We start from the raw sequence: 16,577 nt of genomic DNA, 5'->3' as shown, positions 1-16,577 counted from the left end.
AGCCTACCATGGCCACGCTTCAGTCGGAAGTCTCGTGCCCGGTGATGGCGTCGTGGACGGCGTCGAGAAAACCCTCGGACAGCGCCGGATCGGTGACGATGCGCGACAACAGCAGCGCCCCGACCATCGAGGCGATGGTCACCAGCGCCCCCTGCTCGCGCTCGGCTTCGGTCTCGCCGTGCATCAGCGGCGCCAGGCGGCCGACCTGCTTTTTCATCGCCGTCGTGACGGCGTCGCGCACGGTGAGGGACTGGCGCGCCAGCTCGGGGCCGAGCGCCGCCAGCGCGCAGCCCTGGCCCGGATGGTCGCGGTGCAGGGGCGACAGATAGGCGCCGGCGATGGCCGCCAGCGGGTCCTCGGGATGGGCCGCGCCCACCTTGGCCCAGGTGCGCGTGGCGCCTTCGATCGCATGCTGGCAGGCCTCGGCCAGCAGGTCGTCCTTGGATTTGAACTGGCCGTAGAAAGCGCCGTGGGTCAGGCCGGCGTTCTGCATCAGGTCGGCCACGCCGACGCCGTTGTAGCCGCGCTCGCGAAACAGGCGTGCCGCCGTATCGATCACGCGCTCGCGGTTTTCCTTCGCTTGTTCCTTGCTGACTTTCATGATGCCTTCCTCCAGACCTGACCCTCATTATATGTGATGACCGTCATATATCAAGGTCTTTTCCCTGCCGAATGTGCGCGTGCGTACGGACGCCGGATTGGCGGCGCCGGGACACTGGCAGTCAGGAGGCCAGCATGACTACCACCATTCCCAAGCCCGGGCATGAAACCGAGCTCGAGCGCAAACCGCAATTTCTCGCCCATGGCTACCGCGGCAGCGGCAAGCTCGAGGGCAAAGTCGCCCTGATCACCGGCGGCGATTCCGGCATCGGCCGGGCCGTCGCCGTGCTGTTCGCACGCGAAGGGGCCGACGTCGCCATTGTCTACCTGTCCGAGCATGACGACGCTGCCATCACCACCCAATATGTGGAGGCCGAGGGCCGCCGCTGCATCGCCATCGCCGGCGACGTGCAGGACCCGGACTTCTGCCGTCAGGCCGTCCAGCAGGTGCTGCAGGGCCTGGGCCGGCTCGATATCCTGGTCAACAACGCCGCCTTCCAGCAGCAGGCGGCCCAGCTCGAAGACATCCCCGACGATCAGCTCGAACGCACCTTCCGCACCAATATCCTCGGCTATCTGTATATGGCACGCGCTGCCCTGCCCCACCTGGGCGCGGGCGCGGCCATCATCAACACGGGCTCGGTGGTCGGGCTGCGCGGCTCCGGCCACCTGCTCGACTACGCCACCACCAAGGGCGCGATTCACGCCTTTACCAAATCGCTCGCGCACAATCTGCTGGCGCGCGGCATCCGCGTCAATGCGGTGGCGCCAGGCCCGGTCTGGACGCCGCTGAATCCGGCCGACCAGCCGCCCGAGCAGCTGGCACAGTTCGGCAAAGACGCCGACATGGGCCGCCCGGCCGAGCCCGAGGAGCTGTCCCCGGCCTATGTGTTCCTGGCCGCGCCCTGCTGCGCCAGCTATATCACCGGCATTGTGCTGCCCGTTACCGGCAGCATCAGCGACATGTAAGGAGGTGCAGGCTTTGCCACGCAGCATATGGAAAGGCGCCATCAGCTTCGGCCTCGTGCACATTCCGGTCGAGATGTACCCGGCCACGCGCGACAATGCGCTCGACCTGGACCTGGTCGACCGGCGCGACTTTGCGCCGATCGGCTTCAAGCGCTATAACAAAAGCACGGGGGACGATGTCGACAAGGAGGACATCGTCAAGGCCTATCAGGTCGCGCACGGCGACTACGTGCTATTGAGCGACGAGGAATTACGCAGCGCCAATCCGGCGGCCACGCAGACGATCGACATCCTTGCCTTTGTCGATGCGGCCGAGGTCTCCATGCTGTATTTCGACACGCCCTACTATCTGGCACCGGACAAAGGCGGCGCCAAGGTGTATGCGCTGCTGCGCGAAACCCTGCGCCGGGCGGGCAAGCTGGGCGTGGCCAAGGTCGTCATCCGCATCAAGCAGCATCTGGCGGCGCTGGTCTGCGAGGGCGATGCCATTGTCCTGATGACGATGCGCTATGCGGACGAGATCCGCGAAGCTGGCGAGCTGAAGATTCCCGCCGAGGCCACAGCCATCAGCGACAAGGAAGTGGCCATGGCGCTGTCCCTGGTCGACAGCATGAATGCGCCCTGGCAGCCCGAGGCCTACCGCGATACCTACCGCGAGGACGTGCTGGCCTTGGTCGAGAAAAAGGTCGCCGCCCAGCAGACCCACGCTGTACTGACGCCCGAAGCGGCGCCAACGCCCGAAACCGGCAATGTGGTCGACCTGGTCGCCCTGCTCAAGCAAAGCCTGGGCGAGCGAACCGACACCAAGCCCAAGCCGCCGCCGCGCAAGCGCAAGGCCTGAGCGCTAATCCAGACCGAGGCGCCGGCGCGCCTTGTCGAGCCGGCCCGCGGCATCGGCATAGCCATCCCATGGGGTATTGCCGACTTCCAGTCTGGCGAACACGTTCAGAATATGCCAATGGTCGCCGGCGCCCACCGCGTCCAGTTCATCCCAAGCCAGCGGCACAGAAATACCCATGCCGGGCCGGGCGCGCGGCGACCAGGCCGTGACCGTGGTCGCGCCGCGCCCATTGCGCAGATAGTCGACAAAGATGCGCCCGACGCGGTTGCGCGGCCCGCTCTTGGCGGCAAAATGCTGGGGCAGCACCTTGGCCAGCTGCTGAACCACAGCCTGGGAGGTGGCCTTGACGGCGTCCCAGCCCCAGCGTGGCACCAGCGGCACGACCAGGTGCAGGCCCTTGCCGCCACTGGTCTTGAGAAAGGCCGTGAGGCCAAGTTCATCAAGAAAACCGTGCACGACGCGCGCCGCTTCCTGCATCTGGGGCCAGGCCACACCCTCGCCGGGATCGAGATCGAACACCATGCGGTCCGGCTGGGCATAGCGCGCGCCGCAGGCATTTTGCGCGTGAATTTCGACGACATTCCATTGCACGGCGGCCAGCAGCGCCGCGCGCGTGTCGAGCACCAGCATCGGCGGATGACCAGGATCGAGCGCCGTCGGCAGCAAGCGCGCGCCGTCCAGACTGCCGGGCTCGGCGTGCTTCTGAAAAAAGCGTTCAGCACCGATACCGCCGGGCGCGCGCAGCAGGGCCACCGGCCGGTCCTGCAGCCAGGGCAGCATGCGATCGGCTGCCGCATCGACATACGCCGCCAACTGCTGCTTGGTGCAGCCGCTGCGGGCATCGATCACGCGTTCTCCATGGGTCAGGTGCATGGCTTCCTCCACCGGCTGCGCCCGCTCGCGCCCGATGGCGCTGGCAGGCTTATCAGTGCGCAGACCGCGAAAACTGGCATGGCGCAAGGCGCCGCCCGCAGTCCAGTTGGCAAAGCTGACTTCACAGACCAGTTGCGGACGCACCCAGTGTAGCGTGACGCCGCGCCGGCGTCTCGCACGCGCCGTCGGCAGCGGCACAGCCGGACCGGCCTGTTCGAGCGGACGCAGGCGCTCCAGCAGATCGCGCCGGGCCGCCTGGTCAAAGCCCGTGCCCACATGGCCCGCGAAACGCAGCTGGCCATCGTCCGCGTGGTAGCCCAGCATCAGGGCCGACAGACCGTCAGGCTGTGCGCTTGCGGCCGTGTAGCCGACGATCAAAAACTCCTGGCGCTGCCCGCACTTCAGCTTGATCCAGTGGGGCGAGCGTCCGGCCACATAGGGGGCGTCGCGACGCTTGCCGACCACGCCCTCAAGTCCCAGCGCACAGGCCGCCGCCACAATCTCCGCGGCCGGGGCGGCAATCGCCTCGGACAGGCGCAGATGCGGCGATGCACGGTCCGCCAGCAGTTCGCTGAGCAAGGCGCGGCGGCGCGCCAGCGGCAGGTGGCGGAGGTCCTGGCCGTGGGCAAATGGCAGGTCGAACAGGTAGTAGACGAGGTCCGCCGTGTCGCCCTCGATCGCCTGCTGCAGACCGGCAAAATCGGGCCGCCCGTCGGCACCGGGCAGGACGATTTCGCCGTCAAGCCAGGCATCGGGCAGCTTTTGCTGGCGCAGCTCGTCCGCCAGCCGCGGCAGGCGCGCGGTCCAGTCCAGGCCCTGGCGCGTGAACAGCCGGACCTCGCCCGCGGCGAGCCGGGCCAGCAGGCGATAGCCGTCAAACTTCACCTCAAACAGCCAGTCTTCGCTGTCCCGGGGCGGCTGGGTGACCAGCGTGGCCAACTGCGGAGCCAAGTGCCTTGGCAGGACTGGCGTCAGTACACTCCCGGGCCGGTCGCGCGCCACGTCGAAGTCGCTGCCGGCCCGCGCGTAGGCATCCTTCTCTTTGATCAGCAACCAGTTCTTGCCATCCTTCAGGCGCACGAGCACCCAGGCGCCACCGAGCTTGCGCCCGTCCAGCGTGAACCTGAGCTCGCCTTTAGCCAGCCCCGCGCGCGCGTCGCCCACGGGCGTCCACAGGCCCTGATCCCACACCAGCACCTCGCCGGCGCCGTATTCGGGCGCGGGAATGCGCCCCTCGAACTGGGCGTAAGCCACCGGGTGATCCTCCACCTGCACGGCCATGCGCTTGACGGCCGGATCCAGGCTCGGGCCTTTGGGTATGGCCCAGCTTTTGAGTGTGCCGTCGAGCTCGAGCCGGAAATCGTAGTGCAGGCGGCGCGCGTGATGCTCCTGCACGACGAAGATACCGGCCGCGCTGCCGCCTGCCGCGGGCTCCGGCGTGCGGCTGAAGTTGCGCTTGGCTTTGTAGCGGGCGAGCGGATCGGCCATGCCCGCAGTCTGGTCCGCGCGGGTCGAAGCTGTCTGTACGCGAACGCACTTTGTTACTGGATGTAAAAAGGGTCAACCCCAGGAAAGCCTGACCCGTTTCTGGCTCAAGGAACGCGGGAATCGTTCCCCAAACCTCAACATCGCTAAGGAGTTACAAAATGACCAAACTGTTCGCTACCCTGATCGCCGGCCTGTTCGCTACCGCTGCTTTCGCCCAGGCTCCGGCCGCTTCGGCTTCCGCTAAAGCTTCGGCTCCGGCCGCTTCCGCCCCGGCTTCGGCTTCGGCCGCTGCCTCGGCTCCGGCTTCGGCCTCGGCCAAGGCTGAGCACCACAAAGCCAAGCATCACAAAGCCTCGGCCAGCGCCTCGGCCAGCGCCCCGGCTGCTTCGGCTGAAGCCAAGAAGTAATCACATCTCGCTGAGCTTCTGACGCTGGCGCCGTCCACCGCAAGGTGGCGGCGCCAGCGCCATTTCAGGGCTGTGCCGCGGCGGCCAGACGCTTGGCCAGCGCAGGTGGCAGCTTCGCTTTCGGGTAGGCCGCGCGAAAACGCGCCCATTCCGCCAGGGCTTCGCGCCGCTCTCCGGCCTGGAGCAAGGCATCGATCAAATCAAGCCAGGCTGCTTCGCTCGGCAGTGCGCCGACCTGCACACTGGCTTCGGTGCCGGCGCGGCTGCCCCCGCCCGCGGTCTTGCCCGCCGCCGCGCCCTGCTCCACCACATCCGCCTCACGCACAATCTGGCCGCTGCCCGCGCCATCGCCGCTGGCGCCGCCCAGCATCGTTGACTGGCGGCTGACTTCAGCGCCCCGTGCGCCGTTACCGACCGCGGTCGCCGCCGCATTCCGAGCGCCCGGTCCGGCCAGTCCGGCCCCGGCCATCGCGGTCACACCCGCGCTCCCGGCATTCTCGCGGTCCGGTGTCAGCCACAGCGAAAGCAGTGCGCCGATCAGGACGAGGCTGCCCACGGCCAGCGGCAGCTGCCACAGCCACGCGCGCGATGGGCGCGGTGCGGGCACACGCGGCGTGGTGATTGTGGGCCGCAGTGCGAAGCGCATGGCGCGCCCAATGCTGGCCGCCAGTGCCGGCGCGGCGTCCGCCGGCAGGCCACGCAAGGCACGCGCCGCGGCATGCTCCCCATCGGCCAGCATGGCGGCGTCGTCCAGGCCCCAGGCGTGGGCTGCCGTCTCCAGCATGGCGTGGGCGGCGCTCGGCGTACTGTCAACAACATAAGCGATATCCGCCGCGCTCAGGCCGTGCGCGGCCAGCAGCAGCACTTCGCGCTGTTCGCCGGGCAGGCTGCGCAAGCGTCTGCGCCACGGGTCGGTCTCGCCATCGCGGGCGCTGGGCGCGCCGACGCTGTCGAGCATCAGATCGGCCAGGCGGCGCTGGCCGTGCGGGTCCGCCTCGCAATCGAGCAGATGCTGCTGCTGGCGCAGTTGTTCGAATAGCTGGTCGCGCACCCAGCGCAGCAGCTGCAGGCGCAGCGCCACACCCGCCTGGACGCGCGAGCGGCCATGCTGAAGCTGGGCCCAGGCCGCACGCAGCGCCGCCTCCACCCAGGCCGGATCGGCCACGCGCACGGCGGCCAGACGCGCCATCTCGGCGGCATGGCCTTGATAGAGGGTCTGGAAGGCGTCGAGATCGCCGTCGCTCAAGGCATCGAGCAGGGTCTCGTCCGAATCGGCGGGGTCCATGGCGGCCCATTGTAGGCAGGCCCGCCGCCGCTGGCAATCAGGCCAGCGCGGCCAGGAAGTGCTGGATTTCGTCGAGCGCCGCGTGGCGGCAGGCGCAAGCCATGCGCGCCTGCGGGTCCTGCAGCGGCACCGGATCGATGCGCCGGACCGTCACCGGCACGGCGCAGGCGTCGAGCTTGCGCGCATATTGCTCGGCCTCGTCGCACAGGGGGTCGGCCTCGGCCGCCAGAATCAGGGCCGGCGGCAGCTGCTTGAGGCGGCTGGCATGCAGCGGCGCCGCGTAGGGATGCATGCGGTCGGCCGCATGCGGCAGATAGCCACGGTAGCTGGCGGCGCAGCTGTCGGCCAGCTTGACGGTATTCGGGCAGCGCATCGCGCGCATCGAGCCGCTGCTCATGCCCGGGTCCAGCATCGGCATGATCAGCACCTGCCCGGCCAGCGCCGGGCCGCCGCGGTCGCGCGCCATCAGGGTACAGGCGGCCGCCAGATTGGCGCCGGCTTCAATCCCGGCGACGACCAGGCGCTTGCCGCTCCATTTCAGAGCGGTTTTGTGCTTGCGCGCCCAGGCCAGCACGGCATGCGCATCTTCGACTGCGGCGGGAAAGGGCCGCACGCCGGCCAGCGTGTAGGTGCTGGCCAGTACGCTGACGCCCTCGCTGGCCAGCTGGCGCAGCAGCGGGTCGGCCTGATCGAGATCCCCGCCGACGAAACCGCCGCCATGGAAGAACACCAGCAAAGTATCGGACTTGGCTGCGCATGCCCCCGCCGTGTACAGGCGGGCGGCCAGCGCATCCTCTTGTCCCTGGACGTCGAGCGCGCGGATCTGCAGCGGCGCGTCCAGCATCATTACTGCTCGACCTGGCACAGCTGCTGCGATGCAGCATCGGCACCACCGAACACCTGCAGCACCAGGGCATCGCGGCCAGCGGCTTCCGCCACGGCAGCGCGAGCGAATTGGTCGGTATTGGCCATGCCCGCGAATGCCACCAGGCTCAGGGCCAGGGTGGCCAGCGCAAGCGTGATGTGTTTCGTACGCATGATTGCCTCCTTAATCGATGGTTCACACTGTAATATTGATGAAATCAAAGATAAAGCGCATAATTTGGAAATCATTGTTCAGATTTTTGGATAATACAGGCTACCATGAATAAACTGCAGGCAATGGAAGTGTTTGTCCAGGTCGTCGATGCCGGCAGCTTTTCGCGCGCGGCCGACCAGCTGCAGTTGCCCAAGGCGACGGTATCGAGTCTGCTGCAACAGCTGGAGCAAGGCTTGCGGGTCAGGCTGCTGCACCGCACCACAAGACGCCTGAGCCTGACCGCCGATGGCGCCGCCTATTACGAACGCTGCGTGCGCATCCTGTCCGATGTGCGCGACGCCGAGGAATCCTTGTCGCGCACCCGCGCCAGCCCGAGCGGCCGGCTGCGCGTCGACGTTTCGACCGGCATCGGCAACCACCTGTTGATCCCGGCCCTGCCCGACTTCTTCGCACGCTATCCCGATATCACGCTCGAATTGGGCTGCAGCGACCGGCCGGTCGATCTGATCGAGGAAAACGTCGACTGCGCGCTGCGCGCCGGCGAGCTGGCCGACTCCAGCCTGATTGCGCGCCGCATCGGGGTGCTGCAGTTTGTGGTCGCCGCCGCGCCGGCCTATCTCGCCCGGCACGGCCGCCCGGCCCAACCGCAGGATCTGGCCGCACACCGCTGCATCCACTATTTTTCCCACCGCACCGGCAAGGTCTATGATTGGGAGTTCGCGCGCGGCGACCAGCGCATCGCCCTGAACACGCCCTGGAATCTGGCCGTGAACGACTCGGTGGCCTACCTGCGCGCCGGGCTGGAAGGCCTGGGCGTGGTGCGCCTGGCCAGTTTCTCCGCCCTGCCCCTGATCCGCGCCGGCCAGCTCGAACGCCTGCTGCCGGAATGGGAGGTCGGCGCCCGTCCGGTGCAGGTGGTCTACCCGCAGAACCGCCACCTGTCGGTCAAGGTGCGCGTGTTTGTCGAATGGGTGGCCGACCTGTTTGCCGCCCACCCCGATCTGCGTCCGACCTGATGGAGCACCGCATGCACGACATCGTTTTTCTTGACCGCGCCACCCTGATCGCCCAGCTGCGCGCCCCCGGCTTCGCCCACCGCTGGACCGATTACGACTACAGTACGCCCGATCAGGTAGTCGAACGGCTGGCCGGCGCCAGCATCGCCGTCACTAATAAGGTGCGCCTGAACGCGGCCCAGCTCGACCAGCTGCCGCAGCTGCGCATGATCGCGGTGGCGGCCACCGGCACCGACATCATCGACCTCGATGCCTGCCGCGCGCGCGGCATCGCCGTGGCCAACGTGCGCAATTACTCGCAGGCGGCCGTGCCCGAACACGTATTCATGCTGATGCTGGCCCTGCGCCGCCAGCTGCTGGCCTACCACGCGGATGTACGCGCCGGGCGCTGGCAGCAGGCGCCCGCCTTCTGCCTGTTCGACCGCCCGCTGCGCGACCTGGCCGGCAGCCGCCTGGGCATCATCGGCTACGGCGTGCTTGGTCAGTCGGTCGCGCGGCTGGCGCGCGCGTTTGGGATGGAAGTGGTCGTGCACAGCCGCCGCCCGGTGCCGGATGAAACCAATCTGGATCTGGAGAGCCTGCTGCGCAGCGCCGACGTGGTGAGCCTGCACCTGCCGCTGTCGGCAGCCACGCGCCACCTGATCGGCGCGCGCGAATTGGGCTGGATGAAGCCGGACTCCCTGCTGATTAATACCGCGCGCGGCGGCCTGGTGGACGAGCAGGCCCTGGCCGAGGCCCTGCGGGCCGGGCGCATCGGCGGCGCCGGCTTCGATGTGCTGAGCCAGGAGCCGCCCACGGACAGCCAGCCGCTGCTCTCAATCGATCAGCCGAACTTCATCCTCACGCCCCACAACGCCTGGGCCAGCGCCGGGTCCATGCAGCGGCTCGCCGACATCCTCATCGAGAACATAGAAGCCTTCGCCGCCGGGCGTCCCCTCAATCGACTGTAGCAGGTCGAGGGAGTTGAGCAGGTCATAGACGATTTGCGGGTGCCGCCGCAGGCAGCGCCGCACGGCCGCCGGAATCGCCTTGTGGGTCTTGCGGCACAGGCCGGGGCGCTTGTCGAGATAGATGCGAAAGCCCAGCACCGTGCGCACCCCGCGCACCGACGGCAGGATGTGCAGGCGGATGCCGAGCAGGCTGTCCATGCGCTCCGTGATGCGGCGCAGATCCTCGAGCGTGCCGATAGTTTCGATGCGCGCCACCAGCTTCTTCTCCTCCGCCTGGGTCAGACGCAGCACGCGCGTGTCGGCCTGCGGATCGTCGAACAGGCGCGCGCGCTCGCAGGTGCAGGCGCCTGGCGGACATTCGGTACGCAGTGAGATGGGCAGTTGAGCGGACATGGTCAATCGCGTTGAAGCCGCGATTGTAGCGCGTTTGCGGCCTGCGCGATCAGGCCTCCGGTGCGCTCTGGACCGGCGCCTGCAGCGCGATATCGAGGAAGAAGCTGGTGCCGCTGCCGACCGCACTCTCGACCCGGATCGAGCCGCCCAGCAGACCGGTGACGATGTTATAGGTGATGTTCAAACCCAGGCCGCTGCCGCCCTGCCCCATCTTGGTGGTGAAGAAGGGATCGAAGATGCGTGCCAGATGCTGGCGCGGGATGCCGCAGCCGTCATCGCTGAATACGATCAGTACCCGCTCGGGACTCGGCTGGCTGGCGCTCAGCTGGATATGCCCGCCCTTGCGCTCATCGAAGGCGTGCAGCAGGGCGTTGTTAATCAGGTTGATGATGACCTGGCCGAGCGGCCCCGGATAGCTCTCCATCTCGATGCGTTCCGGGATGTCGAGCGTCAGGCTGTGGCCCGCCTTGCGCACCGCATTGGCCATGGTGGCCGCGATCTCGCCGCAGGTCTGGGCCAGATTGAATTTGCGGCGCTGGGCGCTGGCCTGGTCGACGGCCACCTGTTTGAAGCTGTTGACCAGATCAGCCGCACTGCGCAGACTGCGCATGATCAGGGTCGTCGCCTCCTGCGCCGCGGCGATAAAGCCGCTCAGGTCCGAGCGCTTGATCGTGCCGGCCTCCATCAGGCGTCCCACGCTGGTGGTGCGCTCCTGCAGGGTGCTGGCCATCAGCAGGCTATTGCCGATCGGCGTATTCAGTTCGTGCGCGACGCCAGCCACCAGCGAGCCGAGGGCCGCCATCTTCTCCTGCGCCACCAGCTGCTGCTGGGTGTCCTTCAGCTGGCGGTAGGCGTCGGCGTTATCAAAGGCGACGCCGACATACGAGGCGAGCGTGCGCAGCATATCCAGGTGCACGCCCTGGTAGGCATTCTCGCGGTAGCTGTGCACCGAGATCACGCCCAGCACCCGCTCGCCCACCACGATCGGCACATACAGCATCGAATGCGGCACCGTCGGCAGCGTGCCGTCGTCGAGCGTGCCCATGTCCTCCGGGCTGGAGGTGTAGTCAAGGTGGTCGATGTACTGCTTGTAGTCGGCATCGAGGTTATTGATGAAGACTTCGCGGTTATGCGTGATGCACCACACGCCGAGCTGGTTCGGCTCGCGCATCGAACGCGTGTAGGGCGCATAGCGCTTGCCCATCTCGATGGCAAACGGGTATTCGATCAGTTCCAGCTCGGGGCGGTAGAAGCCGATCCCGAAGACATGCGCGTCCATCAGCGCGTTCACGCGGTCGTACAGGATCAGCATGATCTGCTCGTAATCGAGTTTGGCCGTCAGCGTGCGGCCGATCTCGGACAGCAGCGAGATATTGCGGTGCGCCTGCTCGATATGGGCCTTTTGCCGCTCCACGCTGGCGTTCTGGCGTACCAGCTCCTCGGTGCGGGCGCCGACTTCCTCCTCCAGCCGGTGCTGCTGCGCCAGCAGCGCACGCACGCGCAGCCGGTAGATCACGTAGGCGCTGCCCAGCACCAGCGCCACCAGCATCAGGCGGAACCACCAGGTGCGCCAGAACGGCGGCAGGATCACCACCTCCAGGCGCGCCCCGGTTTCATTCCAGACCCCGTCCTTGTTGGCGGCGCGCACGCGGAACACGTAGCGGCCCGGGTCAAGATTGGTGTAGGTGGCGAAGCGCTTGCTGGCGTCGGTGGTGACCCATTCGCGGTCAAAGCCTTCGAGCTGATAGGCGTAGCGATTGCGCGCCGGGTCGGCGAAATGCAGGGCGGCGAACTCGAACGAGAACACCGAGTTCAGATACGACAGCGCGATCTCGCGCGTCTCCGCGATCGGCGTGGACAGCAGCTCGCCGCCCAGCGGCGGCACATTGCGGATCGAATGGTTCGACACCAGAAAATCGGTGATCGCCACCGCCGGCGGATGCGGATTATCGTGGATGGCGCCAGGCCGGAACATCAGCAGGCCATTCAACCCGCCAAAATACAGGCTGCCGTCATTACCCGCGAAGCCAGAGCCGACAAAGAAGGAGCCATCGATCAGGCCATCGCGCGAGGTGTACTGCTTGAAGCGCCCGCTGCGCGGATCGAAGCGCACGAGGCCCGCGGTGGTCGAGATCCACAGCTGGCCCGACGAATCCTCGAGCACCGCGCCGATCGGGTCCGACATGCTGCCGTTACTGAGCGAGTAGTGCTGAAAGCGCACCTCCCCCTGGGCGTCGATACTGACCCGGTTCAGGCCACCGGCCGTACCGGCCCACAGCGTGCCATCGCGCGCCTGCAGCATCCAGTGCACGCGGCTATGACTGAGCGAGGCCGGATTGGCCGGGTCGTGGCGGTAATGGCGGAAGCGGCCGCCGGCGCGGTCCATGCGGTCCAGGCCATTGTCGGTGCCGATCCAGAAATTGCCCTCGCGGTCTTCGAGCGCGAAGAAGCCCCAGTTGTCGCCCAGGCTGGAGGGGTCGCGCGGATCGTGGCGCCAGGTCTTCACCATGTGCCCGTCCGCGTCCAGCTGGTGCAGGCCGCCGCGCGTGACCACCCACACGTAGCCGGCGCGGTCGTGATAGACCCGCTGTATATAGTTGGCGTTGGGGTCGGAAGACAGCGGCACCATCGTAAAGCTGGCGCGCGCCGGATCAAAGCGCGCCAGCCCGGTCTGGGAACCGACCCACAGGCTGCCGTGCGCGCCCGGCTCCACTGTCGTCAGAAGATCGTCCTGCAGCGCCCCGGCCTTGCCCGGCGCTGCGCGCCAGACCTCGGATGTGCCGCTGGCCGGATCGTAGCGATTCAAGCCGCCGCCCGAGGTGGCCAGCCACAGCTTGCCCGCGCCCGCGTCGGCCACGGCTTTGACCTTGCTGTTACTGAGGCCGCCGCTCTCGCCGGCGCGGAAGCTCACGCGCTCAAAGCCGCCGCTGGCCAGATCGACCCGGTTCACGCCCGCATACCAGGTGCCGACCCAGAGCGTGCCGGTGCGGTCCTGATAGATGGCGCTGATCTGATTGTCCGACAGAGCATGCAGGTCGAGCGGCTGATTGCGGTAGTTGATCAGGGCCCCGCTCTCGGGATGGCGCCAGAACAGGCCCTGATTGTCGGTGCCGATCCAGAGGCGCTGCTCGCGGTCGTGCAGCAGACTCAGAATGCGCTGGCCGGGCAGCTGGGTGGCGCCCTGGCGCTGGGGACCGTGCGGCTTGAGGGCGAACGCCTGCAGTCCGGCGCTGGTGCCGACCCACAGCACCGGCGCTGCACCGCCCAGCAGGGCCAGCGACTGCACGGCCGTCTGCTTGCCGCCGGTTGCCGCCTGTTCGATGTCGATATGGCGGAAGCGCTGTGCGCCCTTGGGCAGCCAATCGAGCCCGCTGGCCGTGCCCACCCACAGATCGCCCTCGGCCGTGCGCAGCAGCGCATTCACCCGGTCATCGCTGAGACTCTGCGCATCCGCCGACTCGTGACGCAGGCTGGTGAACTTGCCGCTGGCCGGGTCCAGGTGTTTGAGTCCATCGCCGCTGGCCAGCCACAGACCGCCGGCGCCATCGCCGGTGATCGCGCTGACGGTCCGGTTGGGACGCACGCCGGCGGCGTCGGCGTCGGGCAGAAAACGCTGAAATTTGCGCGTCGCCGGCAGATAGACCACCAGACCGCCCTTGGTGCCGAACCACAGGCGCCCCTGCCCATCTTCATAGGAGGCGAGCACATAATTGTCGACCAGGCTGGCCGGATCGGAAGGATCGTTCTTGAAGATCGTCGTCTGGTAGCCATCGGCCATGGTCAAACCAGCCTGGGTACCGAACCACATGAAGCCCTGACGGTCCTGCAGCACCGTCAGCACCGACTCCTGCGCAAGGCCCTGCTCCACGCCCATGCGCTCGAAGCGCAGACTGCGCGACGGCGGCGTCGCGGCCTGGCTCCAGCAGCCAAGCAAGACAAAACACAGCACGCACAGGGAGCGAAGCCAGCGCATTATGTAGAGGTGGATAGTCGTGCGACAAATTTACCACCGGAAATCCCTTACAGGGGCCTTTCACCGAACCCAGCAAAAACTTTTGGAAAGCACTAGACAAAATCTGACAGCACCCCTATAATCTTGCTTCTTCGTTGCTGCACATCGACGAAGACAAGCAAAGACAGAACATCGTGTTTGCCTGATCAAAAGCATCGCGCTTTTGGTGAGCGAAAAAAGATTTTTTAAATCGCTCTTCCGAAAATGAAATAAAGATGCTATAATGTTGCTTAAGCGGCTGTAGCTCAGCTGGATAGAGTACTTGGCTACGAACCAAGGGGTCGTGGGTTCGATTCCTGCCAGCCGCGCCAAATTCAGTAGTAGGATGAAGGGCTTAGGAGAAATCCTAGGCCCTTTGTCTTTTTACCTCCCCTCACGCACACACGCCCGTGCGCAGCATGCCCTGCATGGCAGCCGCATCGACCGGGCGGCTGAACAGATAGCCCTGCCCCTCCGGACACTGGCGCGCACGCAAAAAGGCCAGCTGAGCCAGATCTTCCACCCCCTCGGCGATAACGCGCTGGTGCAGATTATTGCCCATGCCAATGACGGCACTGACGATGGCGCCATTGCGCTCCGCCCCGGCATTGATCGCATGCACAAACGACTGGTCGATTTTCAGCACGTCGATCGGGAACTGGTTCAAATAGCTGAGGCTTGAATAGCCGGTGCCGAAGTCGTCCACGGCAATCTGCACGCCGCAAGCCTTGAACTTGCTCAGCACGGCGGCGCTGGCGTCGACATCGCGCATCAGCACGCTTTCGGTCAGCTCCAGCTGCAGGCAATGCGGATCGACGCCGGTCGTGCGGATGGTGTCGCACACATGCTCGTAGAAGTCCTTGTTGCGGAACTCAAGGGCCGAGACATTGACGGCCACTGAGATCGGATGCAAGCCGTCCGCGCGCCAGCGTACCGCCTGCAGGCAGGCCTGCTCCAGCACCCAGCGGCCGATCGGCAGGATCAGCCCGCAGTCCTCGGCCACGGCCACAAAGCGCTCGGGCAGCAGCAGGCCCCACTGCGGATGTTGCCAGCGCAGCAAAGCCTCGACGCCGGTGATGCGTCGGGTCAGCAAGTCGACCTTGGGCTGATAAAACACCTGCAGCTCGGCGCGCGCGATGGCGCCCCGCAAGTCGGCTTCGATGCGCTGGCGCTCGACCGCCCGGGTATTCATTTCCTCGCGGAAGAACTGGTAGTTATTGCGGCCGCGCTCCTTGGCGTGGTACATGGCGGTGTCGGCGTTTTTGATCAGGGTGCCGGCATCTTCGCCATCGGCCGGGAAGACGCTGATGCCGATGCTGGTGGAAGCGCTCAATTCATTGCCGCCAATCCAATGGGGGCGGTTGAGCGCGGCCAGAATCTTTTCCGCAGTCAGCGCCGCGTCCTCGACGCGCCGGTCCTCGGCCAGCAGAATCACGAATTCATCGCCGCCCTGGCGGCTGACCGTGTCCGAGGTGCGCACGCAGGCGAGCAAGCGCTGCGAAACCGAGCGCAGCAATTTATCGCCAACCGCATGGCCGAGCGAGTCATTGATGTGCTTGAACTTGTCGAGGTCGAGAAAGAGGACGGCCAGATGGGCGTCGTGGCGCCGCGCCATGGCGATCGCCTGCTCGATGCGGTCGTTCAGCAGCAGACGATTGGGCAGATTGGTCAGATAGTCATGCTGGGCCAGGTGGCGCATCCCGCGCGTCAGGGCCAGGGTGCGCGAAATGTCGCGAAACACCAGCACCGCCCCGACGATCTGGCCGTCGCGGTCGTGGATGGGCGCGGCCGAATCCTCGATCGGCGCGCAGGCGCCGGTGCGGCTGATGAGAACGGTGTCGGCACGCAAGGCAATCCCGGTGTCGTGCGACAGCACATGCGCAACCGGATTGCTGATCGCTTCGCCGCTGTCGGCGTCAACCAGCTGCAGGACCTCGCTGATCAGGCGCCCGCGCGCGGCCTCGCGCGTCCAGCCAGACAACTGCTCGGCGGCGATATTCAGATAGTCGACACGGCCATGCATGTCGGTCGAGATGACGCCGTCGCCGATCGAGTTGAGCGTGATTTCGGCACGCACCTGGGCCAGATAGAGCCGCTCTTCAAACGCCTTGCGCTGAATGATGTTGCGCAGCGCCTGGGGCACCAGGTAGCTGTCGAAATAGCCCTTGGAGAGGAAGCCCTGGGCGCCGTGCTGCACGGCGGCGGTGGCATCATCCTCATTGTCGAGGGCGCACAGCGTCAGAATCGGCGTATGACGCGCCGCCGCATAAAGGCGATAGAAGCCAGCCAGGCCCTGGCTGTCGGGCAGGTCGAGGTCGATCAGGATGGCGTCCGGCTGCAGCCTGGCCACTGCGGCAAGCCCTTCGGCCAATGAGGCGGCCGGCACACACTCGAAGGGGCCATCACGGGCCTGACCGAGCGCGTGTTCCAGCGCCTGCACGTCTGCAGGGTGGGCAGAGATGATGACGACACGATGAGCCACGGCGAACCTGTCTTTTTATCGACTTGGACCGCCACCGCACGCCCAAAGTTCATCGCCATAAGCGCTTGCGATGCGATCATTCCATTAGGTTATTTTTACCTCAGAGAAATAAGTTCTAGCTATGACTGTTATCACGAAATACAATTGGAAAAGCATTTTGCGATGCAGCATTATGAACCTGTCTCCTCTATTCTCCTCAACAGGAAATAGATTCGGCCCACTCCCCGGAGTGGGCCTTTTTTT

12 protein-coding genes and 1 tRNA gene are annotated in these 16,577 nt (G+C 66.3%); 6 read left to right on the top strand and 7 right to left on the bottom strand.

Annotated elements, in window-relative coordinates; translation table 11 throughout:
- Positions 1-19 precede the first annotated feature (19 nt).
- On the bottom strand, positions 20-601 hold the full coding sequence (locus LZ005_RS08990; protein ID WP_237806854.1) for a TetR/AcrR family transcriptional regulator: 582 nt from the start codon (positions 599-601) through the stop codon (positions 20-22).
- Between the two features lie 134 nt (positions 602-735).
- On the opposite strand from LZ005_RS08990, the gene LZ005_RS08985 reads away from it, so the two are divergent.
- Both LZ005_RS08985 and LZ005_RS08980 read left to right on the top strand, forming a co-directional pair.
- Entirely contained in the window at positions 736-1,569 is an 834-nt protein-coding gene (locus LZ005_RS08985) for an SDR family oxidoreductase (protein WP_237806852.1), read from the top strand.
- A 4-nt stretch (positions 1,570-1,573) separates the two neighbouring features.
- A complete protein-coding gene (locus tag LZ005_RS08980) occupies positions 1,574-2,410 on the top strand; it encodes a Ku protein (protein ID WP_373889315.1) in 837 nt (278 codons plus the stop codon).
- 3 nt (positions 2,411-2,413) lie between these two features.
- On the opposite strand, the gene ligD is transcribed toward LZ005_RS08980, so the two are convergent.
- Positions 2,414-4,771 (bottom strand): DNA ligase D, encoded by a 2,358-nt coding sequence (gene ligD, locus LZ005_RS08975; RefSeq protein WP_237806848.1) that lies wholly within the window; start codon positions 4,769-4,771, stop codon positions 2,414-2,416.
- Between the two features lie 158 nt (positions 4,772-4,929).
- On the opposite strand from ligD, the gene LZ005_RS08970 reads away from it, so the two are divergent.
- Positions 4,930-5,178, top strand: a complete 249-nt coding sequence (locus LZ005_RS08970) for a hypothetical protein (RefSeq protein WP_237806846.1) — start codon at positions 4,930-4,932, stop codon at positions 5,176-5,178.
- 64 nt (positions 5,179-5,242) lie between these two features.
- Here the strand turns inward: LZ005_RS08970 and LZ005_RS08965 are convergent, their stop codons facing one another.
- The 3 genes from LZ005_RS08965 to LZ005_RS08955 are packed head-to-tail and all read right to left on the bottom strand — an operon-like array spanning position 5,243 to position 7,501.
- The gene (locus tag LZ005_RS08965) at positions 5,243-6,463 is read right to left on the bottom strand and encodes a hypothetical protein (RefSeq protein WP_237806844.1); all 1,221 of its coding nucleotides are present in this window, start codon (positions 6,461-6,463) and stop codon (positions 5,243-5,245) included.
- Positions 6,464-6,500: 37 nt separating this feature from the next.
- Positions 6,501-7,310: an alpha/beta hydrolase gene (locus tag LZ005_RS08960; protein WP_237806842.1), complete on the bottom strand. Its 810-nt coding sequence runs from the start codon at positions 7,308-7,310 to the stop codon at positions 6,501-6,503.
- Positions 7,310-7,501, bottom strand: a complete 192-nt coding sequence (locus LZ005_RS08955) for a hypothetical protein (RefSeq protein WP_237806840.1) — start codon at positions 7,499-7,501, stop codon at positions 7,310-7,312. The genes LZ005_RS08960 and LZ005_RS08955 overlap by 1 nt, the downstream gene beginning before the upstream one ends.
- Before the next feature lie 105 nt (positions 7,502-7,606).
- Between LZ005_RS08955 and LZ005_RS08950 the strand changes: the two genes are divergently transcribed.
- Both LZ005_RS08950 and LZ005_RS08945 read left to right on the top strand, forming a co-directional pair.
- Complete coding sequence (locus LZ005_RS08950) at positions 7,607-8,518, top strand: LysR family transcriptional regulator (protein WP_237806838.1); 912 nt, start codon at positions 7,607-7,609, stop codon at positions 8,516-8,518.
- Positions 8,519-8,529: 11 nt separating this feature from the next.
- The gene (locus LZ005_RS08945) at positions 8,530-9,468 is read left to right on the top strand and encodes a D-2-hydroxyacid dehydrogenase (protein ID WP_237806836.1); all 939 of its coding nucleotides are present in this window, start codon (positions 8,530-8,532) and stop codon (positions 9,466-9,468) included.
- A 442-nt stretch (positions 9,469-9,910) separates the two neighbouring features.
- On the opposite strand, the gene LZ005_RS08935 is transcribed toward LZ005_RS08945, so the two are convergent.
- A complete protein-coding gene (locus tag LZ005_RS08935; RefSeq protein ID WP_237806834.1) occupies positions 9,911-13,834 on the bottom strand; it encodes a two-component regulator propeller domain-containing protein in 3,924 nt (1,307 codons plus the stop codon).
- A 273-nt stretch (positions 13,835-14,107) separates the two neighbouring features.
- On the opposite strand from LZ005_RS08935, the gene LZ005_RS08930 reads away from it, so the two are divergent.
- Positions 14,108-14,184: transfer RNA gene (locus LZ005_RS08930), tRNA-Arg, on the top strand.
- A 62-nt stretch (positions 14,185-14,246) separates the two neighbouring features.
- On the opposite strand, the gene LZ005_RS21875 is transcribed toward LZ005_RS08930, so the two are convergent.
- The gene (locus tag LZ005_RS21875; RefSeq protein WP_237806832.1) at positions 14,247-16,334 is read right to left on the bottom strand and encodes an EAL domain-containing protein; all 2,088 of its coding nucleotides are present in this window, start codon (positions 16,332-16,334) and stop codon (positions 14,247-14,249) included.
- Positions 16,335-16,577: the final 243 nt, after the last annotated feature.

Source organism: Massilia sp. TS11 (genome assembly GCF_022012445.1).
In the GTDB taxonomy this organism is placed as follows: domain Bacteria; phylum Pseudomonadota; class Gammaproteobacteria; order Burkholderiales; family Burkholderiaceae_D; genus Telluria.
Note: the sequence above shows the minus strand (reverse complement) of the source record. Positions and strands in the feature narration are given on the sequence as shown.

Bases quoted from the DNA above. Each gene is read 5' to 3' on its own strand.
- LZ005_RS08990 (WP_237806854.1), bottom strand. From the start codon at position 601: ATGAAAGTCAGCAAGGAACAAGCGAAGGAAAACCGCGAGCGCGTGATC.
- LZ005_RS08985 (WP_237806852.1), top strand. From the start codon at position 736: ATGACTACCACCATTCCCAAGCCCGGGCATGAAACCGAGCTCGAGCGC.
- ligD (WP_237806848.1), bottom strand. From the start codon at position 4,771: ATGGCCGATCCGCTCGCCCGCTACAAAGCCAAGCGCAACTTCAGCCGC.
- LZ005_RS08970 (WP_237806846.1), top strand. From the start codon at position 4,930: ATGACCAAACTGTTCGCTACCCTGATCGCCGGCCTGTTCGCTACCGCT.
- LZ005_RS08965 (WP_237806844.1), bottom strand. From the start codon at position 6,463: ATGGACCCCGCCGATTCGGACGAGACCCTGCTCGATGCCTTGAGCGAC.
- LZ005_RS08960 (WP_237806842.1), bottom strand. From the start codon at position 7,310: ATGATGCTGGACGCGCCGCTGCAGATCCGCGCGCTCGACGTCCAGGGA.
- LZ005_RS08955 (WP_237806840.1), bottom strand. From the start codon at position 7,501: ATGCGTACGAAACACATCACGCTTGCGCTGGCCACCCTGGCCCTGAGC.
- LZ005_RS08950 (WP_237806838.1), top strand. From the start codon at position 7,607: ATGAATAAACTGCAGGCAATGGAAGTGTTTGTCCAGGTCGTCGATGCC.
- LZ005_RS08945 (WP_237806836.1), top strand. From the start codon at position 8,530: ATGCACGACATCGTTTTTCTTGACCGCGCCACCCTGATCGCCCAGCTG.
- LZ005_RS08935 (WP_237806834.1), bottom strand. From the start codon at position 13,834: ATGCGCTGGCTTCGCTCCCTGTGCGTGCTGTGTTTTGTCTTGCTTGGC.